A 23100-nucleotide genomic window follows, 5' to 3' on the forward strand; every position below is an offset into this window, starting at 1 on the left:
GCATCTATAGTTCTGAAAGGATAATACACTCTTGCTGAATATAAAAAGTTTGAATAACAAATGGGTAAATTCACAATGAATTTACCCATTTGTTATTATTGCTTTTGCGAAGCCTTTCTATGTATGCGTTCAATCTAAGAACGCCAGTTGTTTAGTTTAGCTTTTGGGAAACAAATTCAGAAAGTTTTTCACCACGAAGACCTTTAGCCAGAATCTTTCCATTTTCATCAACTACTACCATGAAAGGAATGGAATTGACCTGGAATAGTTGACCAGCCTCTGACTGCCAGCCTTTTAAGTCACTTATCTGTGGCCAAGTAATGCCCAGTTCGGCAATGGCTTTCAACCAGGCATCTTTATCGTCATCGAGTGAGATGCCTACTATGCCTAATCCTTTTTCGTGATATTTTGCGTAGAGTTCTTTCATAAAAGGCATTTCCTGACGACAGGGACCGCACCATGAAGCCCAGAAGTCCAAGACTGTTATCTTGTATTTGTTTACCTCGCTCATCACATTAAGACCTGTTCCGTCAGGTGTGGGGAGAGTGAAATCGGTAATGGTGTTACCTACAGCTGTTGTCTCGCTCTTTGCAAGTTCTTCCTCAAGCTTGACGATGGCTTGGCGCTTACGGAACGATTCAGGCATGCGACCAATCAGTTCCTTGAGTTTCTCAGGAGTGAATGTTTCATCATTGGTCGACATATTAGCGATGATGAAGTAGCCTAGTTCGTTGTCGATGTTCAATTCGGTCTGCTCAACCAACTTCTGTTGCAACTCGCTTTCCATTTTCTGCAGCTTCGTGAAGGCGGCCTGTCGGTCTTCTTCGCTAAGGCTATCTCGATACAGAATTTCTACCTGTTCTTGAGCACGTTGACCGTATTCATTACTCATTTCGGTGATTTTCTGCCAGCCATCGTTGGCTTTTGTGCCGCCTACATGATTCTTGAAAGGATCGACAGAAATGGTGACATCGATAGTGCCTTTTTCTGTAAAGAACATTACCGAGGTTCCTTGCTTCAGTCCAACAATCAGTGCCAGTTGCACTGAGTCTGCAGGGCCGCTGAAGGTAAAATGCTCGTTCTTCACCAAAATGGTGTCGCACGGAGTCATACTCTCTATGTCGGTAGTAATGATAATGGTATCGCCGTCGGCAAAGCCTTCAGCGGTACCATTAATCTTATAACCGTCTTGCTGACAGGCTGTAAAAAACAGCGCTGTTGCAGCAGTTAGGATAAGGGAACGTATTTTCATTGTTTATACGATATACTGATCACTGATACTCTCATTCTCGATGACACGGCGAATTGTCTCAGCAAACATGTCTGCTACTGAAATCTGCTTCACCTTGGCGCAACGCTGAGTGTATGGGATGGAATCGGTGAATACAATCTCCTCAAGAGCTGAATTCTGAACACGCTCGCTAGCAGGGCCACTCATAACACAATGGCTGGCACATGCACGAACGCTTTTGGCTCCGGAAGCCATCATCAGGTCGGCTGCTTTTGTGATGGTACCTGCGGTATCGACCATATCATCGATAATCACAACATTCTTGCCTTCAACATCACCGATAATTTGCATAGTGGCTACCACATTGGCACGGGCACGTGTTTTGTTGCAAAGCACTAACGGACAACCTAAATACTTGGCGTAAGTATTGGCACGCTTGGAACCACCTACATCAGGTGATGCGATTACCAACTCATCGAGCTTCAAGCTCTGTAAATAAGGCAGAAGTACGCCTGAAGCGTACAGATGATCTACAGGAACATTGAAGAAACCCTGAATCTGGTCGGCATGGAGATCCATAGTAATCACTCGGTTTACACCGGCAACACTCAGCAGATCGGCTACCAACTTTGCTCCGATTGACACACGGGGCTTGTCTTTACGGTCTTGACGAGCCCATCCGAAGTAAGGAATGACGGCGTTGATGGTTCGAGCAGAAGCACGCTTGGCTGCATCAATCATCAAGAGCAGTTCCATCAAGTTGTCGGAATTGGGAAAGGTACTCTGTACAAGGAATACATCGCGTCCGCGAATTGATTCCTCATAGCTTACGGCAAACTCTCCATCAGAGAATTTAGTCATAACCATTTTGCCGAGTGGGCAACCCAAACTTTGGCAGATTTTCTCTGCCAGATACCTCGTGGCAGTGCCCGAGAAGACCATGTAAGAGTTTTGTGTACTCATAATTTATGTTAGGTGTTCAAAAACTATTGCTTCAGGCTTTACGAAACGGCTTTCTGGAGTTTGTGGAAATGATCAATGATGTCATTGAAATCCTGACCGTGATGAATGCTGAAACGGTTCCACAGGTCTCCACATATTACTACTCCGCCAAATCCTAATTCGCGACACAGACGAATGTTGTCCAGATTGATGCCTCCCATCGCGTAGACTTTCTTATCAATAAGTCCCCGACGCGATGCCTCCTTCAAAGTCTCGTAGCTCAGCGTCTGCTTGTCGTCGGCGTTACTCTGACTATCAAATATGGTCTTAAGAAAAACGTATTTTGATTCTTTCTTGGCATTGCTTAGTTCTTCAATAGAATGACATGTGCGACTTACGTTACCCTTATAGCCAATAGGCAGACTGTCGTTGGCGTCATTTAAGTGAATGCCTCGCAAACCATACTCTTCACGAAGGTAGAAATGATCGTGAACAGTTATCATTTTGTAATAATCGTCGGGTAGGAGGGTGAGTAACCTTTCTGAATAGATGGGCTCTGAACCGGGTTTGAATAAGTGCAGGTTCTCCATACCTTCTTCAAAAAGGGTAGTAAGAATTTTGTCTTCTTCCACGAAAAACGTGGCTTTGGTCATGATGATAAGTTTCATCTTCTCTTTAACTCTTTCGTTTTGCAAAGTTACGCAAACTTTTTGAGACAACCCACTGTTTTATGGAAAAATTAGATAAACATACATTTTTTTTATATCGAAATGCAATAATAAAAAAGTTCATCCCCCGATTCACATCGAGGGATGACACAACACAAACACAAAATAAAAACACAGTCATTAACGACTGGTAAATATCGTTATAGTAGAGTATTACTGAATGCCGTCTTCACGCAACTTCTGCTGCCAGCGCCAAGCAGTTTTCAGTACCTCTTCTGTAGGAGTCTCAGCTTTCCATCCTAATACTTTATTGGCCTTGTCAACATTGCCCCATACCTTCTCGATATCGCCTTCTCGACGGGGAGCATAGGTCCAATTCAGTTTCACACCTGTTGCCTTCTCAAAGCCTTCAACAACTTCAAGTGTTGACAAGCCCTTGCCGGTACCAATGTTGAATACTTCAACTGCATCGGTGTTAGGATTGTCCAAAACACGTTCCATTGCTTTAACATGAGCTTTAGCAAGATCTACCACATAGATATAGTCGCGGATGCAGGTGCCGTCTGGAGTACCATAGTCATTACCGAAAATCTTTAACTGTGGACGAATGCCGATAGCTGTCTGAGTGACAAAAGGAATGAGGTTCATGGGCACACCGTTGGGCAGTTCGCCAATCAGTGCAGAGGGGTGTGCACCAATCGGATTGAAGTAACGCAGAATAACGCTCTTGATGGGCGCACCGCTATGAATGAAGTCTTGGATAATCTCTTCGTTCACTTGCTTGGTGTTTCCGTAGGGTGAAAGGGCTTTCTGAATAGGTGCGTTCTCAGTGACAGGCAGGTTCTCTTCTGAAGGCTGACCATAAACTGTGCAGCTTGAAGAGAAGATAATTCCTTTAACATTGTATTTAGGCATCAGCTCAAGCAAGTTGATGAGCGATGTCAGGTTGTTACGGTAGTACATCAGAGGCTTCTCAACACTTTCGCCAACTGCCTTAGAGGCTGCGAAATGGATGATACCTTCAATTTTTGGATACTTCTTAAAAATTCCTTCCAATGCTTCCATGTCGCAGCAGTCCACCTTCTCGAAGGCAGGACGTTTTCCGGTGATTTTCTCAATACCATCAACTACGTTAGCGTTAGAATTTGAAAGATTGTCGATTATTACTACCTCATAGCCTGCTTCCTGCAGTTCGACAGTAGTGTGGCTTCCAATAAAACCGGTGCCACCTGTAACCAAAATTGTCTGTTTCATTTATTTTTGTAATTTAAGAACTTTCTGCAAAGGTAGGTAAAATATGCGAGAGCACTCACAGATTAACACATATTAATACATAGTGCCGATTACGCTTTCCTCTCTTGTTTTAGTATTTAAGTTTCATGAATACGGGATAGTGGTCGGAATAGCTCAAATCCTCTTTATGATAGCTCAAACCACTTAACGACTCGTCGTGGAAAATATAGTCTATGCGTATCTTTTTGTTTCCACGCATGGTGTACATGAATCCTTTTCCGCATTCCTTGAATCCGTCAACCAGATTCCCTTTCATTGTGTTGTACACATACGAATAGGGCACATCGTTGAAGTCACCACAGACAATTACTGGGTAGGGACTACTTTGAATTTCCTTAGCCACTATGTTTGCCTGAATGGCACGATTCACCATTCCAAGGGTGTAGTTATCGAAAAATGCGCGTACCAAAGCATTCTCTTCAATGGGATTACCGGCTATCTCTCGTTTGGCTGCTCTGTGCAGTGTGCTGTTGATGCCAGTAGTCTCAAGGTGTACGTTGAAAACACGAATTGTCTTTCCCAGTACATTCACATCTGCCCACATGGCACTATTGTTTGTTTTGTTGTTAAAGTCAATACATTTCGAATCAACGATAGGATAACGGCTGAAGATAATCATGTCATCTTTGCCTTTTGCCACGTTTCCAAAGAATTTCTTGTAATTCTCCGTATTGTCTTTGTTGCCACTGTGGGTCATGTATTCCTGAATGCAGAGGATGCTCACGTTCTGACGTTTCATGGCCGAAAGAATATCTTCAGCCTTAAAACCTGTCAACTCCCGTCCGAAAAGGGCTACGTTGTAGGTAGAAACCGTAAAACTCTCAGGCTCGTCTTCATCGTTCCAGAAACCAAACTGAAACAGTGTTCCGATGAAAGGAATGCAGCACAATAGCGTGATTGACGGAATTACTACCCAATGCCATCTTCTTCTGATAATCCAAAAAAGTAATGTTATGAAGTTGGCAATAATAAGTAAGGGTAATGCGTACACAATGAGAGCCATAGCAGTTTCGTGTACAGGATTTGCATTTCCACCAAAAAGTCCAATTATCGTAAAAATGGAAATCAGCAGTGTGATAACCAATAGCATGAACGAGAAGTATTTGTATATGCCCAACTTAGCCATAAACCTTATTCTCCAATGAATTTCTTGATAATTTCAATAAGGTCTTCTACTCGGAAAGGTTTGGCCATGAATGCATCGCATCCTGCTTCTTTAGCTTCACGTATGTTCTCTTCGAAAGCGTAGGCACTCAATGCAATAATCGGGGTGTCATGATCCACCTCTTTTATAATACGCGTAGCATCGAGTCCGTCCATTTCTGGCATACGAATATCCATTAGGATAAGGTCAGGGCGCTCGTCTTCGTTCATGGTAACGGCTTCTATGCCATTATGAGCACGCAAAAGTCTGTAACGTTTCTGGAGAACGATGCGTACCAGTTCAAAGTTACTCTCTTCGTCTTCTGCCACCAACACGGTCTTCATGTTCGACTCGTCAATATTACTATCTACACGGATTGTACGAACATTCGTTGAAGTACGATTGCTGGTCGCTATACCGCCGAATGTTCCATGGAATGGCATTTCGAAAACAAAGGTGGCTCCTTTGCCTAATTCTGACTCAACTGAGATATGTCCACCCATCTTTTCGACGATAATCTTACATAGTGCCAGTCCTAAGCCATAGCCTTTCTGTTGATCAGCATCTTTTGAGGCATAGACGTCAAAAATATGGTCAATGAATTTGGGATCAATACCGGAACCTGTATCTGATACGAAGAACTCAATATTCTGCCCCTCGTCCTTCATGCGGTATCCGTATGTTATTTCGCCCTTCGGCGTATGCTTTAATGCGTTTGATATGAGATTCGAGAATACCTGTGTCAGTCGATTTTCATCAGTGGTCATTACTACTGGCATCCCCGGCTTGTTAATATTCAATTTTACTGTCTCAGGACAACGGAATTTGAACAGCTGCTTAATGCTGTTCATCAAGGTGTTAAGGTCTGTTGGAGCTTTCTTGATAACGATTTCTCCCGACTCCACACGACTTAAGTCTAGAATCTCATTTACAAGACTCATTAATCGTGTGTTATTGCTCTCAATGATTTCCATATATCCCATACGGTCTTCAGGAGAGTCTGTTTCAACCATGATGCGTGAGAATCCCTCAATGGCATTTAGGGGAGTTCGAATTTCGTGAGACATGTTTGCGAGGAAAAGAGACTTCATCTGGCTTTCTTTAATAGCCTTTGCAGCCTTTTCCTCGTATTCTTTTAGTTTCTTGTTGGCTTGTTCCAAACGATTATTTACCTCTGCCAATTGGTGAGTAGCATCGGCTAACTTTTGGAGCAATATTTCCTTTTCGTCTTGATTCATCATCAATTATTCGTAATCCTAGTATTACTTCACTGAAATTTCGGCACCAAAGTTACATGTTTTTTCTTAAATGTGTGTCGATTTTTCGTGAAAATGTATCGATTTTACGTTATTTTTATTCTAAAACATGTATTTTTACTCGAAATGCTTCAAAAATGATGATTTTATATTAAAAAATATTGTTATTACATCGGAAGACTTTTAGCCTCTCTTTGCTTTTTCCCATGCGCCACTTGTGCTGTGAGTTCTCAAGTATTTGATTCCTCTAAATACATTGATGTTCATAAATAGGAAATAGTAAGGTACGTACAGCAATTTCTGTTTTTTACCTTTTATTGTAAATAAATATCCGGCAAAAGCGGCTAAATAAAAGGCTACCTGCAATATCCATACCCATGTATAGATGGTTCCTGCCTTCATGAATACCAGTAGTACGTTCAGTGGAATCAGTGCCATTAGGGCAAAGGGAGTGATGCTCCATCGTAATACACGGTGTGATACAAAGAAGAAACTTACTTTGGGATATTTGAATGGATTCATCAAATCTTTGAGCCACCAGATGCTTTGCAGTCCGCCAGCTGCAATACGGCGTTTACGCTTGGATTCTTCTTCCATGTTGGCCGATCCGTATTCCATTGCGTATGCTTCGCTGGTGTAAGCTATCTTGTATCCCTTTTTCAGGATGAGCATCGATATCATGAAATCGTCCAGTAAGGCATTACTTGGGGCTTCCTCGTAAACGCTCATGCGCACGGCAAACAGTTCGCCGGCTGCTCCCATGGCTGAGTATAACTCGTTGTCCCAGCGTTTTAGTGTACTCTCGTATTTCCAGTATAATCCTTCGCCTTCTGATGCAGTCTGACCTTCATGACGGGCACGCACTCTTTTCTCGCCACTCACGCATCCTACATCTTCTCTCATGAATTGTCGTACAATTTCTTTGATGCATTGTGTATTGAGCATCGTATTTGCATCTGTGAACACCACAAACTCGGCTTTGTTCTCTTTGAGTCCGTGCTGCATGGCTGCAGCCTTTCCTCTGCGCTCTGGCGAGAACACCAGTTTTATCTCATCGCCGTATTCGCTGAGCAATTCATTGGAATGATCATTACTGCCATCTGTTACCCACATCACGCAGAACTTCTCTTTCGGATAGTCTATCTGACGGATGTTCTCCATCTTCTCATGGATGATGTCTTCTTCATTGTACGCACATATCATCAGTGTTACGTCTGGCCACTGTGTCTGATCCGAAGGTAATTCTACTATAGTAGTTTTCTTTCCGAACAATCGCTTCAGTTTCAGAATTATCCACAACAATAGTCCATAGCCTAAATAGGTGTAGAATACAAGTGCTATGCAAACCCAAAAGATGATTTTAAGTGTAATCATAAGCCAAATGTTAAGTTAGAAAGTTAATAATTATGGTTTTTGTTTTAAAGTCCGAAGAGTACTTTCAGTCCGTTGTCAACACCCGAGAATCCCATGAAGGCAAGGCTCAGCAGTCCTGCTGATACCAACACGATGGCCATTCCCTGCATGCCTTTCGGTACGTTCGACAGTTCTAACTGTTCGCGAATGCCTGCAAATACGGTTAGTGCAAGTCCGAATCCAATAGCTGTTGACAATGCATAGACCACTGAATGAATGAGGTTGAAATCTTTCTGTACCACGAGGATGGCTACGCCAAGCACTGCGCAGTTCGTAGTAATCAGTGGAAGGAAGATGCCCAAAGCCTGATATAGGGATGGTAACGCCTTCTTTAGTACAATCTCTACCATCTGCACAAGTGATGCGATGACCAGGATGAAGACAATGGTCTGTAGGTATTCAAGTCCGAAAGGAGTGAGTATGTAAGTTTGAATTGGCCAGGTCACGATGGTGGCCAGTGTCATAACAAAGGCTACTGCTGCCGACATGCCCAGTGATGTCTCTATCTTCTTTGAAACACCCAAAAACGGACAGATTCCTAAGAACTGTGCGAGTACGATGTTGTTGACGAAGATTGCCGAAATAAAGATAAGTATGTATTCCATAATCCTTTATGCCTTGTTGATTCTGTTGATGATAGCGATAAGAAAGCCTAAAGTGATAAAGGCTCCCGGCGGTAGTACGAATAGAAGAATGTTGTAGGCCTCTGGTATCAGCACAAAACCGAAAACTGAACCTGAACCAAGAATTTCGCGAAATAAGCCAAGGAGTGTCAACCCGAGTGTGAAACCCAATCCGATGCCAATACCGTCGAACAGTGAGGCTACTGGACTTTGTTTGGCAGCAAAAGCTTCTGCACGTCCAAGAATGATGCAGTTTACTACAATCAGTGGAATGAACAGTCCTAATGCTGTGTCTATGTCGGGCAGATAAGCCTTGATCAACATCTGAAGGATGGTTACGAAGGCTGCGATTACCACAATAAACACAGGGATGCGCACTTTGTCTGGAGTGACATTCTTCAGGCATGAGATAACGAAATTAGTACATATCAGCACTGTCATTGTTGCCAGTCCCATGGCCATACCGTTTGTTGCGCTTGTTGTTGTGGCCAGTGTAGGACACATTCCCAACATCAGCACAAAGGTAGGATTCTCCTTTACTATGCCGTTTTTGATAATATTGATATAATTCATAGCTTTATTCCTCCTTCTTTTGTTTGCTGGCTCCACTTTCGCCGTCTGTGTTATGGGTCTTATAGGCCAGATAGGCGTTGTTTACTGCTTTCAGGAATGCACGGCTTGTAATGGTCGAAGCGGTAATGGCATCTATTTGTCCGCCATCTTTCGATACACTCAGCGGTTCTGATGGATTCTTGCCTATGATGTCGCCTTTTTCTCCTTTCTGGAACCATTTGTCGGCCTTGGCACCTAATCCTGGCGTTTCAGCGTGTTCCAATATGGTATAGCCGAGGATTGTTCCTTCAGGATTAAAGCCTACCAGCACCTTCAGATCACCGCCAAAACCTCCTGTAGTACTTTCAACAGCGGCACCTAAATTATTCCCGTTTGAGTCGTTCGCCTTGTAGATGATATAGGTAGTTTCCTTGCCTTTGTCATCTTTTTGGCGGATTGTGTCAGTCTTTTCCACTATTACGTCGTCGCTTTCCATCACTGTCATGATACCATCTGCCAGTGCTTTCTCCTTCTGAGCCTTGATAGGACCACTTGTCAGGTTGTTCACATAGGCAAGAATACCACCCGTGATCACTGCTACTCCAGTGAGCACCAGCGTCATGTTTAGTAAAGTCGATTCAAGTTTCTTCATCTTTCTGCCTCCTTTACTTTTCTGCCGGCTCTTCGCCAAAGCGTTTGGGTTTCACATAATTATTAATAATAGGTGTAAAAGCATTCATGATCAGGATAGCAAACGACATGCCTTCGGGGTATGAGCCCCAGTTGCGGATGATGACAGTCAGCATACCGATACATACACCATAGATAATCTGGCCTTTGTGCGTCATGGGTGAGGTTACATAGTCTGTAGCCATGAAAATGGCTCCCAAAAGCAGACCGCCTGTCAGTATTACTGTTGTTGGATCGGCATAGATAGGGTTGCTCAGGTGAAGGAGTGTGCTGAACACAAATACAGTTCCGATGATGGACACAGGAATATGCCAAGTAATAATCTTTCTCCAAAGCATAAAGGCTAGTCCGGCCAATAATGCCAGTCCACAGATTTCACCAATCGTTCCGGCACCTCCACTTAGGGCGTTGTCACCCAGCAACAGACTGAAGGAGTCTGGCAGTTGGTCTAATATCTCCACATCACCACTCTTGATAGCTTGTTTCATCAGTGCCAGAGGGGTGGCTCCTGTTTCTGCATCGGTATAACTGAACCATTGTCCCTCAATAGGCCATGATGTCATCTGGGCGGGAAATGCCACCAGTAGAGCACATCTGCCTACCAGGGCAGGATTGAAAATGTTCTGTCCAAGTCCGCCAAATGCCATCTTGCCTACGCCGATGGAAAACAACGCTCCGATCAGGATAATCCATATTGGAAGATTTGAAGGTAGGTTCATCCCCAACAACAGTCCGGTGAGAATAGCTGATCCGTCGGAAATGGTGTTTTGCTGATTCTTCAGCATATATTTGTTGATGGCCCATTCCAGTAATACACAGGCTATCACGCTTGTGGCACACACGATGATGGAGCCAATGCCAAAATAAAAGAACGATACCAGTAGGGCGGGAAGTAGGGCGATGATGACACCATACATGTTGCGCTCTACGCTGTCTGTTCCATGTGCGTGTGGCGAAAGTGAAACAATTAGTTTACTCATAGTTATTTCTTTGCATTTCTGTTTCTAATGATTCCCATGACGGTAGATTTTCCCTGACGGATATTGTCGAGCAGTGGACGGTGTGCGGGACACGTGAACTGGCACGAACCGCATTCTATGCAGCTCACAATATCTTCCTTTTCGGCTTTCTCCCAGTTTCTCGTCTCACTGATTTTTGCCAGCAGGTATGGCTCCAGTCCCATCGGACATACGCTCACACACTTAGCACAGCGGATACATGGCTGAGGGTCTTTCCTTACCGCATCATTGCCGCTGAGAATGGTGATGGAGTTTGTACCCTTACACACTGGTACCTCTGTCGAGGTAAGTGCTTTTCCCATCATCGGACCACCAGCGAGCAGTTTGTTGTCGCCTTCGGGCATACCACCGCAAGCATCGATGAGTTCTTGCATGGGTGTTCCCATCCTTACAAGGAAATTGCCAGGATGCTTTAGCTGTTTGCCTGTCACTGTGGTGTAACGCTCAAACAGCGGTTTACGCTTCATCACTGCCTCATATACTGCAAAGGCTGTTCCCACGTTTTGTACAATGGCACCTACATTTACGGGAATTGCGGGTGGGGCAGGGACCTGACGGCCTATCACTGCATCTACCAGTTGCTTCTCACCTCCCTGAGGATAGCGTTGTGCCAGGGCTACCACCTCTACATGGTAGTTTGAAGAGGCAAACACCTCGGCGCATTTCTTAGTGAACAGTTCGATGGCTGCAGGCTTGTTTGTCTCTATGCCGATGTAGCCCACTTTTACTTTTGCTGCCATCATCAACAGCTCCAAACCTACGAGTATCTCGTCGCTCTTTTCCATCATCAGTCGATAGTCTGCTGTGATGTAAGGCTCGCATTCCACTGCATTGATAATCACACATTCTGCTTTGGCTGTTGGGGGAGGGCAGAGCTTAATGAATGTTGGGAAACCTGCGCCGCCCATACCTGTAACACCTGCCGCCTTAATGCGTTCCACAATCTCTTCGGGGGTCAGCTCTGGGTGTGAACTTACCGTTTCCAGTTTTTCTGATATGTCAATTGTATCTTCCCATTCGTCACCCTCCACATTGATGATGATGGCAGGTTTCCGATAGCCTGTAGCATCAATGGCTGTATCTATTTTGAATACTGTACCGCTCACAGATGAGTAGATGGGGGCCGATACAAATCCGCCAGCCTCTGCTATCAACGTACCTACTTTTACCTTGTCGCCTTTCTGTACCACAGGTTTTGCTGGCGCTCCAATATGCTGACTCAGTGGAAAAATGGCTTGTTTGGGCAGGGCTGCTTTCACAGTGGCCACTTCGTGTGTCAGTTTGTTTCCTTGAGGGTGGATACCTCCTATGCTGAATGTCTTGATCTTCATGCGTTAGCCTCCTTTTCTTCAGTTTTTGGCTCAATAGGTTTAGGGACAGGGAAGTTTACTGCTACAATGGCCTTCGTCGGACAGATGTTCACACACTTCCTACACATTCTGCATCTGTTGAAGTCTATGTACGAGCAGTTATTCTCTATAGTGATAGCTCCAAAGGGACATTCTTTTTCGCATTTGCCACAACCTATGCAACTTTGTTTGCATGCTTTCATTGAGACCGCACCTTTGTCTTTGTTCACACAGCCAACATATACTCTGCGGTTTTTTACCCCTTTCTTTCTTAGTTCGATAATGTTTCGCGGACAGACTTTTGTACATGCTCCACATGCTGTACATTTGTTGTCATCAACTTCGGGTAATCCAGTTACCTCGTTGATGGCGATAGCTTCAAACTGGCAAGCGCTCACACAGTCGCCACAACCCAGACAACCATATCCGCAACCTGTTTCGCCAGCTCCGCAGGCATTCATGGCTGCACAGGTGCGCAGACCGTTATATTCAGCTATCTTCGGACGAATTTCACAACTGCCATTGCATCTCACTACGGCCACCTTCGGCTCTCCATTGGCAATGGCCATGCCTAAAAGGTTTGCTACCTGTGTCATTGTCTCAGATCCTCCTACAGGGCACGATAGTCCCTCGATGCTTCCTTCGTTGGCTCCTTTTACCAGCGCATTGGCCATACCGCTGCATCCAGGAAAACCGCATCCGCCACAATTGGCACCGGGCAGCAGACTGCCAACCTGTGCTATGCGCGGATCTTCATAGACAGCAAATTTCTTGGAACATAGGAAAAGTACCAAAGCGGCAATAAGGCCGATGGCTCCAAGAACTATTACTGCAATTAAAATAAAATTCATAATTATTTGTTAATATATAAGTATATCTGTTTTGAACTTTTTGTAGATAGTAGCTAAATCATTCTATAGTAAATCGTACTCTGTTTTCTATCTTATTTTTGTAAATTCCTATTATTATATAATAAGGTATAAGGGAACAGATAGCAGTCAGAGCTGCTACGCCATCGCTGCCGCTATACCATTTGGCAACAATCAGCATCGTAGTCATAAGGGCGAGTGGAATGCCAAAACTAAATAGGATAGCATCACGTGCCGCCTCGCCAGAGATGCTCACAACTACTTCATCGCCAGGAGCCAACGCTCTCGCAGGCGTCTTTATCTCCACAATCTTCTCCTGCTTTTCCGAAGCGGTGCAGTGTTGCGCAATCTGACAGGTACCACATGCCGAAGCTTGGGTTATCCTGACTCTAACAGTGCCCTTTTCTACACTCACTATGGTGCCGGAATGTTTTATGGAGATATTCATTGTTTGCTTAGTAAACTGTATTATTGCACTGCAAAGTTATAATTTTTATGTGTTTTTGTGGTATAGATTTTTGATTATTTTTAAAAAATAGTCTTAATCGTTTGCGTTTTTCAAACTTTTTTGTACTTTTGCATCATCAGTAAATATCATCTTATGGAAACGACAGAGCAGACATTGCAACAAATAGATAGAGCAATCCGTAAAATAGCCGATAAGTTCCCCGCCCAGCACGAGGCTACTCAACTCACCGATATTCATATTTGTGTTTCACAGGATACGGGTGAACTGACGGCTTTCGATGACGATGATAACGAAATCACCCGTTGTGTTATTGAACAGTGGATTGATGAAAAGAGCGATGATTTCTATGAGCAGGCAGCATCTGTTCTTCGCCAGTCCCTTCAGGCTCAGTCTGAACTCGTTGAGTCTATGTCTGTGTTGAAGCCCTTCGCCTTCGTACTCGAAAACGATGAGAAGGACGAGCAACATGAACTTTATGTCGTTGACGATGATACCATCATCATCGATCCTATCATGATGGACAACCTGGATGAGGATCTCAACACCTTTTTTGAGAACTTGATGAAAGATTGTTGAACTAAAAAGCCTACGGAAATGCATATTTATACCGTTTGCTTTTCGAAAATCAAGACAAATAAAAATCGCAAACTAGAACGACGAGGTTAAGAAAAATTGCCTAAATTGTAATTGAAACGTCCTCTATATTGCAACTGAACTCATCTTATATCGCAATTCTTTAACTTTTATACTGCAACTGAACGTCTCTTGCAGTATAACTGAATAGCAATTGCAGTATAGGTTTTATTCAGTTGCAGTATAACTACCATTCAATTGCAGCCTATATTCGGGGAATATTAAGAAAAAAGAGACGCCTTTTTTAATATCATAAACGTAATTCTTTAATTCTCAGTGTGTTGTGAATAATTTGTAACATACCCCATAATTCGCGTGTAGAAGTTCGAAGTAGGAGTTGGTGAATTTCGTGCGATTCTCGCGCGTCTTGACGTAATAAATATGCATTCGTTTAGTGCATATAAATACTAAAGACGGCGCTATACAAAGAAATGAGTGATTTTTGACTTTGTCGGTGAGTCGATTTCTTTCTTTTTGAGTCAGATTTATTGCCCTATATATATAAAAATAAGGTGAGTTTTTTCTCGTTACTCCGATAAAAGAAAAAATATCACTTTTTCTTGAAAAAAGTTTGCAATAGTTTTGGTAGTTTGAGAAAAAGCCGTACCTTTGCATCCGCTTACGAGGAACACCTCCTCACAAGCGACTAAGAAAGAGTTCTTTGAAAGATTTACATAGACAGTGAAGTAGTACAAGAAGCGAGTACTTTTATTAGTACTTGGGTAACAAAAGTCAAACCGTTAAATTCTTGAATGAATTACTGGATAGTTGTTCTGAGACAGAGTAAGAGATACTGGTTCTACTAGTTACACTAGTGGTACTAGTTCTAGAGATACAGATTTTACAATGAAGAGTTTGATCCTGGCTCAGGATGAACGCTAGCTACAGGCTTAACACATGCAAGTCGAGGGGCAGCATGTTGGTTGCTTGCAACCAATGATGGCGACCGGCGCACGGGTGAGTAACGCGTATCCAACCTTCCCCCTAGTAGGGAATAGCCCGGCGAAAGTCGGATTAATACCCTATGTTGTTCATTGAAGGCATCTGATTTGAACCAAAGGTTTTCCGCTAAGGGATGGGGATGCGTCTGATTAGGTTGTTGGCGGGGTAACGGCCCACCAAGCCCACGATCAGTAGGGGTTCTGAGAGGAAGGTCCCCCACATTGGAACTGAGACACGGTCCAAACTCCTACGGGAGGCAGCAGTGAGGAATATTGGTCAATGGACGGAAGTCTGAACCAGCCAAGTAGCGTGCAGGATGACGGCCCTATGGGTTGTAAACTGCTTTTGTCAGGGAATAAAGTGAGGCACGTGTGCCTTTTTGTATGTACCTGAAGAATAAGGACCGGCTAATTCCGTGCCAGCAGCCGCGGTAATACGGAAGGTCCGGGCGTTATCCGGATTTATTGGGTTTAAAGGGAGCGCAGGCCGGAGATTAAGCGTGACGTGAAATGCCGCGGCTCAACCGTGGAAGTGCGTCGCGAACTGGTTTTCTTGAGTGAGTACGACGGAGGCGGAATTTGTGGTGTAGCGGTGAAATGCTTAGATATCACGAAGAACCCCGATTGCGAAGGCAGCCTCCGAGTCCTTAACTGACGCTAAAGCTCGAAAGTGCGGGTATCGAACAGGATTAGATACCCTGGTAGTCCGCACGGTAAACGATGGATGCCCGCTGTTTGCGATATACAGTAAGCGGCCAAGCGAAAGCGTTAAGCATCCCACCTGGGGAGTACGCCGGCAACGGTGAAACTCAAAGGAATTGACGGGGGCCCGCACAAGCGGAGGAACATGTGGTTTAATTCGATGATACGCGAGGAACCTTACCCGGGCTTGAACTGCAGGAGAACGATTCAGAGATGATGAGGCCCTTCGGGGCTCCTGTGGAGGTGCTGCATGGTTGTCGTCAGCTCGTGCCGTGAGGTGTCGGCTTAAGTGCCATAACGAGCGCAACCCTTTTCATTAGTTGCCATCAGGTGATGCTGGGCACTCTGGTGATACTGCCACCGTAAGGTGTGAGGAAGGTGGGGATGACGTCAAATCAGCACGGCCCTTACGTCCGGGGCTACACACGTGTTACAATGGGTGATACAGAGAGCCGGTCGTCCGCAAGGACGATCCAATCCTTAAAGTCATCCTCAGTTCGGATTGGGGTCTGCAACCCGACCCCATGAAGCTGGATTCGCTAGTAATCGCGCATCAGCCATGGCGCGGTGAATACGTTCCCGGGCCTTGTACACACCGCCCGTCAAGCCATGAAAGCCGGGGGCGCTTGAAGTCCGTGACCGCAAGGATCGGCCTAGAGCGAAACTGGTAATTGGGGCTAAGTCGTAACAAGGTAGCCGTACCGGAAGGTGCGGCTGGAACACCTCCTTTCTGGAGAGGACACTATACAGTGGTTTGACAACCCATTGCTTCTTTACTACACAACTGTTTAATAAAGAATAGAGAAAAACGAGGCTGGGCAGAGGCACCCCCTCTGACCGACTTATGAGAGTCCTATAGCTCAGTTGGTTAGAGCGCCACACTGATAATGTGGAGGTCGGCAGTTCAAGTCTGCCTGGGACTACTCTGAGGTAATTGTCAATTATCAATTTTCAATTATCAATTCTCTTAACGGGGGATTAGCTCAGTTGGCTAGAGCACCTGCTTTGCAAGCAGGGGGTCAACGGTTCGAATCCGTTATTCTCCACTATTCGGTTCAGATCACTCAGACAACTCTGAATACTCAGAATACTCAGAATACTCTGAGAGGAACCGAAAGAGATCTTTGACATATTGAGACACAAGACTGTAAGTAAAGACTTTTTAGAAGTCACAAGATTAGAAATAATCTCAATACAGCTGAAAGTATGAGCGATTCTTTCTTTTGCCAGGTATTGCGCTATGTTATAGCGCTGTTACCGGCACGAGTTGGAATGTAGGCGAAATCGAGTTAGGGCGTCTGGTGGATGCCTTGGCTCCCGGAGGCGATGAAGGACGTGATAAGCTGCGATAAGCCTCGGGTAGGTGCAAATGACCTTTGATCCGAGGATTTCCGAATGGGACAACCCAGTCATATGAAGTGTGACTATCCCTGCTTTAGCAGGGAGGCTAACCGAGGGAACTGAAACATCTTAGTACCTCGAGGAAGAGAAAATAACAATGATTCCCCCAGTAGTGGCGAGCGAACGGGGAAGAGCCTAAACCGCCGGTGTAGCAATGCACCGTCGGGGTTGTAGGACCACGCCGTGGCATGTTGATGTGGAGTAGAACCGTCTGGAAAGACGGATCATAGAAGGTGATAATCCTGTATACGAACATAGATTCAGCCTAGTGGTATCCTGAGTAACGCGGAACACGAGTAATTCTGCGCGAATCTGCCGGGCCCATCCGGTAAGGCTAAATACTCCCGGGAGACCGATAGTGAACGAGTACCGTGAGGGAAAGGTGAAAAGCACCCCGATGAGGGGAGTGAAATAGTCCCTGAAACCAGGCGCCTACAAGCGGTCGGAGCTGCATTTTGCAGTGACGGCGTGCCTTTTGCATAATGAACCTACGAGTTACCATCACCAGCGAGGTTAAGCTTCTATGTAGCGGAACCGCAGTGAAAGCGAGCCTGAAGAGGGCGTTGAGTTGGTGGGGGTAGACGCGAAACCGAGTGATCTACACATGTCCAGGATGAAGTCCCGGTAACACGGGATGGAGGTCCGCACCGATAAGCGTTGAAAAGCTTCCGGATGAGGTGTGTGTAGGAGTGAAAGGCCAATCAAACTCGGAGATAGCTCGTACTCCCCGAAAGGCATTTAGGTGCCGCGTCGGATATTCACCGTGAGAGGTAGAGCGACCGATAGGTCAAGAGGGCTTCACCGCCTATCGAGACCTGACGAACTCCGAATGCTCACGGTCTGCAGTCCGGCAGTAAGGGGGCGGGTGCTAAGGTCCGTCCCCGAGAGGAGAAGAATCCAGACCGCCGTCTAAGGTCCCGGAATCCTGTCTGAGTTAGTCTAACGAAGTGTGGCCTCGATGACAGCTAGGATGTTGGCTTGGAAGCAGCCATTCATTCAAAGAGTGCGTAACAGCTCACTAGTCGAGAGGCCGTGCATGGATAATAATCGGGTATAAGACAGGTACCGAAGGCGCGGGATAGCAATAGTAAAAGTATCGGTAGGGGAGCATTCCTGCGACGCCGAAGCCATGGGACGACCCTTGGTGGAGTTTCAGGAAAAGCAAATGTAGGTATAAGTAACGATAAGGAGGGTGAGATTCCCTCCCGCCATAAGACTAAGGTTTCCCGGGCGATGTCATTCAGCCCGGGGTTAGTCGGGTCCTAAGTCTCAGCCGAACGGCGAGGGCGATGGCAGACACGGTTAATATTCCGTGACTTCCCTTACGGGCGATTGTGGAGACGGAGCAGTGACACTGCCGCGCACCGACGGATGTGTGCGTTGACGGGTCTAGGCTGTGAGGATGGCAGGCAAATCCACCATCCGAGCTGATGCCCCATAGTACGGCACTCCCTTCGGGGAGAGCCGATAGTGCAGGTAATCATACTCCCGAGAAAATCCGCTAAGCTTAACCGTTGGGGAACCCGTACCGGAAACGGACACACGTAGTCTGGTAGAACATACTAAGGCGTTGAGAGAGTCGTGGCTAAGGAACTAGGCAAACTGACCCTGTAACTTCGGGATAAAGGGTCCTCCCCTCCGGGGGAGGCGCAGAGAATAGGTCCAGGCAACTGTTTAACAAAAACACAGGGCTGTGCAAACTCGAAAGATGATGTATACAGCCTGACACCTGCCCGGTGCTGGAAGGTTAAGAGGAGATGTCATACGCAAGTTGCAGCATTGAATTGAAGCCCCAGTAAACGGCGGCCGTAACTATAACGGTCCTAAGGTAGCGAAATTCCTTGTCGGGTAAGTTCCGACCTGCACGAATGGTGTAATGATCCGGACGCTGTCTCGGCCACGATCTCAGTGAAATTGTAGTATCGGTGAAGATGCCGATTACCCGCGATGGGACGAAAAGACCCCGTGAACCTTTACTACAGCTTAGCACTGACCTTGGTCATCGGATGTGTAGGATAGGCCGGAGGCTATGAAGCGGCGTCGCCAGGCGTTGTGGAGCCATCCTTGAAATACGGCCCTTCTGCTGCCTGAGGTCTAACGGGTGATAATCCGGACACTGCTTGGTGGGTAGTTTGACTGGGGTGGTCGCCTCCAAAAGCGTAACGGAGGCTTCCAAAGGTGCCCTCGGGCCGATTGGTAACCGGCCTTACAGAGTGCAATGGCATAAGGGCGCTTGACTGGGAGGCAGACATGCCGAGCAGGCAGGAAACTGGGGCATAGTGATCCGGCGGATCCGTATGGAAGGTCCGTCGCTCAAAGGATAAAAGGTACTCCGGGGATAACAGGCTGATCCCCCCCAAGAGCTCATATCGACGGGGTGGTTTGGCACCTCGATGTCGGCTCGTCACATCCTGGGGCTGGAGAAGGTCCCAAGGGTTGGGCTGTTCGCCCATTAAAGTGGCACGCGAGCTGGGTTCAGAACGTCGTGAGACAGTTCGGTCTCTATCTATCGTGGGCGTGGGAGTCTTGAGTGGACCGGTCACTAGTACGAGAGGACCGTGATTGACCGACCTCCGGTCTGCCGGTTGTACCGCCAGGTGCACCGCCGGGTATCCGCGTCGGGTTCGGATAAGCGCTGAAAGCATCTAAGTGCGAAGCCGGCCACAAGATTAGGGCTCCATATAGGGTCGTCGCAGACTACGACGTTGATAGGGTGCAGGTGTAAAGACGGTGACGTCAAAGCCGAGCACTACTAATTGCCCGAATGGTTTCTCCGATTGGCGCTTACTTTCAACTGTATCTTCAGTCTTTGTGTTGATATGTCATAACCTATATTAAGGTGGTTATTGCAGCGGGGTCCCACCTCTTCCCATTCCGAACAGAGAAGTTAAGCCCGCCTGCGCCGATGGTACTGCAATGCAATGCGGGAGAGTAGGAGGCCGCCGTCTTTTTTGAGAAAGCCCTGTTTCAGAAATGAGACAGGGCTTTTCTGTTGTTGGTTATTTTTATTTGTTTCTTTTATTTGTTCCTTTCATCGACTTTTATTAACTTTGCTCCTAAATTTTACATAAGTGTTTGCTTAACTTTGGTCATTAGTAATTAGTATTCATAGTAGGCAAGAGGTCCGAAAGCCTCGTTGCATACTATAAGTGAATCGTTGCAGTCTTGGTGCTTGTCGTGGATATGGCCATTACGATGTGAACAAGCTATGAATGGTTTGCGATCTGGTTAGAAGTCTGGTTTAAAAGCAATGGCACAGCCAACCACGCATGGATTTGTCTCAATAATCTTGCGACAGAAAGCATACATTGTGTCGGGTCTGTTGAGTAGTTTGTGGAAATTATAGTAAGAATTCCCTGCAGTCTGTTCAATACTGAGCATGATATTGTCAACATTCACCATGGCACCTTCAAGCGTTTGAGAAGCACGGTGCAGTGCATCCTCGTTTGCATCTCTTTTTGATACGTAGAACATGATGAGCAAAAAGAATTGCCGCCGTAGTTACCATCAGACTGAGGCGCAGAGACAGGTTCTTTCTGCAATATCTTGTGGGCATTAACAATAAGTTAGTCCAATTGATCATATTACCATTCTGCTTGAATAGGCAAATTTAGTTTTTATGTGAAATTTAAAGTTTCTGCAAAGTTACCACTTTTTTCTGAATAGCACAATTCTTTGAGTGCTTTTCTATCGTATGATTGTCTAACAGATATGTAGAAAAAGATAAATTGTTTTCCATAAATAGCCTTTTGTGTTCCAAGTAAAAAGTGTACCTTTGCACCATCTAAAACATTATTACTTGAGAAATGATCAACCTGAATTCTATGAAACTAACGTTGTTGTGGATATTTGCATTAGCTTCAATTTCAGCCAATGCTCAGCAAGGTGCTCAGATGGTAAAGTCTGTGGCATGGGATAAACAGAGCCTGCTGATAGACGGACGGAGGGTATGTCCAGTGATGGGCGAAGTGCACTACAGCCGTATTCCTGCCAATGAATGGCAGCGTGAGGTAAAGAAAATGAAAGAGGGTGGAGTGACTATACTAGCTACCTATGTGTTTTGGAACCATATAGAAGAGGAAGAAGGCATTTTTCGTTGGGATGGTCAGCGAAACCTTAGACAATTCCTTGAAGTCTGTCAACAGGAGGAGATGCCCGTGATACTACGTATAGGTCCGTTCTGCCATGGAGAAGTGAGAAACGGCGGTATGCCTGACTGGCTGTGGAGTAAAGACTTGAGAATGCGCAGTATGCAACCAGCATTCCTCGTCTGTGTGGAACGACTCTACCGACAGATTTTTACTCAAGTACAAGGACTACAATGGAAAGATGGCGGTCCAGTCATAGCCTGCCAATTCGACAACGAATATCGTGGCTCGGGTGACTACCTGATGGCTTTGAAGCGCATCGCCAACAACATAGGGTTCGACCTGCCTTTCTATACCAGGACCGGATGGCCAGAATTGTCAAAGCCCGTACCCTTTGGAGAGATGATTCCTCTTTATGGTGACTATGCCGATGGCTTCTGGGATAAAGAGGTGAAAGAAGGAGTGGGTAACTATTACAAGGCATTCCAGTTTAAGGAGAGTGAAAAACCGGCCACTGCTATGGGCGAAGCTCCATCAACTACCATCGAGGGTACTTCCTTATCGCAGAATCAGACAGCCTCTGCAGAGACGGAAAAGGGAACTGCTTATCCTTACTTCACCTGTGAACTGGGAGGAGGCATGGCAACAGCCTATCATCGCCGTCCGTTCCTCTATCCCGAGGATGCCTATTCGATGGCATTGGTTAAACTGGGATCAGGGTCGAATCTTCTGGGCTACTATATGTATCACGGTGGTACCAATCCGGAAGGAAAACTGCACACCTTGAACGAAGTACAGACATCACCAGGAACAGCCAATAACGATCTTCCTGTGGTAACCTATGATTTTCAAGCTCCGTTAGGTGAGTTTGGACAGCGCTATGCCCACTACTATAAACTTCGCCCGTTACACTTGTTTATGCAGGATTATGGCGAACAGTTGGCTACGATGGAGGCTCATTTCCCAACTCCTCAAAATTTAAAGAAAGGCGATGATGGATTCCTTCGTTGGTCGGTAAGAACCAATCACGCTTCTTCAAAAGAAGAAAAAAATGGCGCTTTTATTTTTGTGAACAACTATGAACGTTTCTGCCAGTTGTCAGCAAAGAAAAATGTACAATTGGAGGCCGGAGGAGTAAAACTGCCTAAAATGACTATCCCTTCAGGTACAATGGCCATTTTCCCTGTGAATATCGATGGTATCAGTTATGCAACGGCTCAGCTGGTGGCTAAGCGCGAGGGGAAGATCATTATGATGCAGATACCTGGCATTCCCACAACTATTTGTCTTCAGAACGGCAAGATACTGAAGAATGTGAAGGCCAAGGGAATGGCAAAACCTGTCTGTGACAATATCTACTTACTTACTCAGCAAGAGGCAGAATATTTTGGGTTGAATGAACAGCAAGCAACAGACGCTGAACAGATAGCGTTGAATTGCGTTAAAGTAAGAGAGCCCGGCCCACTTCGCAAGATAGTGAAGGGTAGGGCAGAAGTGGCTGAAGCACCCTCAGAACACGACTGGGATAATGCTGCAGTGTATAGCATAAAACTGCCAAATCAAAACGCATCACTATTGCGTATTACCTATCGTGGTGACTGTGCACGTCTGTATGCAGGAGGAAAATTAGTGGCAGACAACTTCTACTATGGCCGACCGTTCTACTATGCACTATGGAGACTGGCAGAACCAGTGAAAGAACTGGAACTGCGCATCCTTCCTCTGCAGCCAGAGGCTCCAATCTACCTGCCAAGAGAGGCAGATACAAGAGCGGGAGAAGAAGTAATGAAAATAGAAATCGTTAACCAAGAATAATT

General features: G+C 45.6%; 17 protein-coding genes, 2 tRNA genes and 3 rRNA genes. 7 read left to right on the forward strand and 15 right to left on the reverse strand.

Annotated features, from left to right (window positions below; all coding sequences use genetic code 11):
• Positions 1-151: 151 nt before the first annotated feature.
• The 14 genes from L6475_RS04880 to L6475_RS04945 all read right to left on the reverse strand — a co-directional run bounded on the left by L6475_RS04880 (position 152) and on the right by L6475_RS04945 (position 13497).
• A complete protein-coding gene (locus L6475_RS04880; RefSeq protein ID WP_237823031.1) occupies positions 152-1252 on the reverse strand; it encodes a TlpA disulfide reductase family protein in 1101 nt (366 codons plus the stop codon).
• Positions 1253-1255: 3 nt separating this feature from the next.
• Positions 1256-2194, reverse strand: coding sequence for a ribose-phosphate pyrophosphokinase (locus L6475_RS04885; protein WP_237823033.1), 939 nt, complete (start codon positions 2192-2194; stop codon positions 1256-1258).
• A 38-nt stretch (positions 2195-2232) separates the two neighbouring features.
• On the reverse strand, positions 2233-2841 hold the full coding sequence (locus tag L6475_RS04890; protein ID WP_237823034.1) for a thiamine phosphate synthase: 609 nt from the start codon (positions 2839-2841) through the stop codon (positions 2233-2235).
• 213 nt (positions 2842-3054) lie between these two features.
• Positions 3055-4095: a UDP-glucose 4-epimerase GalE gene (galE, locus tag L6475_RS04895; protein WP_237823035.1), complete on the reverse strand. Its 1041-nt coding sequence runs from the start codon at positions 4093-4095 to the stop codon at positions 3055-3057.
• 109 nt (positions 4096-4204) lie between these two features.
• On the reverse strand, positions 4205-5260 hold the full coding sequence (locus tag L6475_RS04900) for an endonuclease/exonuclease/phosphatase family protein (protein WP_237823037.1): 1056 nt from the start codon (positions 5258-5260) through the stop codon (positions 4205-4207).
• A 5-nt stretch (positions 5261-5265) separates the two neighbouring features.
• Positions 5266-6519 carry an ATP-binding protein gene (locus L6475_RS04905; protein ID WP_237823039.1) on the reverse strand — a complete coding sequence of 418 codons (1254 nt, stop codon included), beginning with the start codon at positions 6517-6519 and terminating at the stop codon, positions 5266-5268.
• A gap of 198 nt (positions 6520-6717) precedes the next feature.
• The gene (locus tag L6475_RS04910; RefSeq protein WP_237823041.1) at positions 6718-7908 is read right to left on the reverse strand and encodes a glycosyltransferase family 2 protein; all 1191 of its coding nucleotides are present in this window, start codon (positions 7906-7908) and stop codon (positions 6718-6720) included.
• A gap of 44 nt (positions 7909-7952) precedes the next feature.
• Positions 7953-8552: an electron transport complex subunit RsxA gene (gene rsxA / locus L6475_RS04915; protein ID WP_237823043.1), complete on the reverse strand. Its 600-nt coding sequence runs from the start codon at positions 8550-8552 to the stop codon at positions 7953-7955.
• A gap of 6 nt (positions 8553-8558) precedes the next feature.
• Positions 8559-9143, reverse strand: coding sequence for an electron transport complex subunit RsxE (rsxE, locus tag L6475_RS04920; protein WP_237823060.1), 585 nt, complete (start codon positions 9141-9143; stop codon positions 8559-8561).
• Between the two features lie 4 nt (positions 9144-9147).
• Positions 9148-9774: an RnfABCDGE type electron transport complex subunit G gene (locus tag L6475_RS04925; protein ID WP_237823061.1), complete on the reverse strand. Its 627-nt coding sequence runs from the start codon at positions 9772-9774 to the stop codon at positions 9148-9150.
• Positions 9775-9787: 13 nt separating this feature from the next.
• Entirely contained in the window at positions 9788-10792 is a 1005-nt protein-coding gene (locus L6475_RS04930) for an RnfABCDGE type electron transport complex subunit D (protein WP_237823062.1), read from the reverse strand.
• A gap of 2 nt (positions 10793-10794) precedes the next feature.
• The gene (rsxC, locus tag L6475_RS04935) at positions 10795-12162 is read right to left on the reverse strand and encodes an electron transport complex subunit RsxC (RefSeq protein ID WP_237823063.1); all 1368 of its coding nucleotides are present in this window, start codon (positions 12160-12162) and stop codon (positions 10795-10797) included.
• Positions 12159-13031, reverse strand: coding sequence for a Fe-S cluster domain-containing protein (locus tag L6475_RS04940; protein ID WP_237823064.1), 873 nt, complete (start codon positions 13029-13031; stop codon positions 12159-12161). The genes rsxC and L6475_RS04940 overlap by 4 nt, the downstream gene beginning before the upstream one ends.
• A gap of 58 nt (positions 13032-13089) precedes the next feature.
• Positions 13090-13497 (reverse strand): SoxR reducing system RseC family protein, encoded by a 408-nt coding sequence (locus tag L6475_RS04945; RefSeq protein WP_237823066.1) that lies wholly within the window; start codon positions 13495-13497, stop codon positions 13090-13092.
• Between the two features lie 153 nt (positions 13498-13650).
• Between L6475_RS04945 and L6475_RS04950 the strand changes: the two genes are divergently transcribed.
• The 6 genes from L6475_RS04950 (at position 13651) to rrf (ending at position 20143) form a co-directional block, all read left to right on the forward strand.
• The gene (locus L6475_RS04950) at positions 13651-14094 is read left to right on the forward strand and encodes a hypothetical protein (RefSeq protein ID WP_237823068.1); all 444 of its coding nucleotides are present in this window, start codon (positions 13651-13653) and stop codon (positions 14092-14094) included.
• A 900-nt stretch (positions 14095-14994) separates the two neighbouring features.
• A 16S ribosomal RNA gene (locus tag L6475_RS04955) occupies positions 14995-16524 on the forward strand.
• Between the two features lie 119 nt (positions 16525-16643).
• Positions 16644-16717: transfer RNA gene (locus L6475_RS04960), tRNA-Ile, on the forward strand.
• 49 nt (positions 16718-16766) lie between these two features.
• Positions 16767-16840, forward strand: a tRNA-Ala gene (locus tag L6475_RS04965).
• A gap of 231 nt (positions 16841-17071) precedes the next feature.
• Positions 17072-19972, forward strand: a 23S ribosomal RNA gene (locus L6475_RS04970).
• A gap of 58 nt (positions 19973-20030) precedes the next feature.
• Positions 20031-20143, forward strand: a 5S ribosomal RNA gene (gene rrf / locus L6475_RS04975).
• Together the 16S, 23S and 5S rRNA genes with 2 tRNA genes alongside form the textbook arrangement of a ribosomal RNA operon.
• Before the next feature lie 280 nt (positions 20144-20423).
• Here rrf and L6475_RS04980 read toward each other — a convergent pair.
• The gene (locus L6475_RS04980) at positions 20424-20669 is read right to left on the reverse strand and encodes a hypothetical protein (protein WP_237823070.1); all 246 of its coding nucleotides are present in this window, start codon (positions 20667-20669) and stop codon (positions 20424-20426) included.
• A 350-nt stretch (positions 20670-21019) separates the two neighbouring features.
• Here L6475_RS04980 and L6475_RS04985 point away from each other — a divergent pair, with 350 nt between their 5' ends.
• On the forward strand, positions 21020-23098 hold the full coding sequence (locus L6475_RS04985) for a beta-galactosidase (RefSeq protein ID WP_237823072.1): 2079 nt from the start codon (positions 21020-21022) through the stop codon (positions 23096-23098).
• Positions 23099-23100 lie beyond the last annotated feature (2 nt).

It is taken from the genome of Prevotella sp. E9-3 (genome assembly GCF_022024015.1).
Taxonomy (GTDB): domain Bacteria; phylum Bacteroidota; class Bacteroidia; order Bacteroidales; family Bacteroidaceae; genus Prevotella.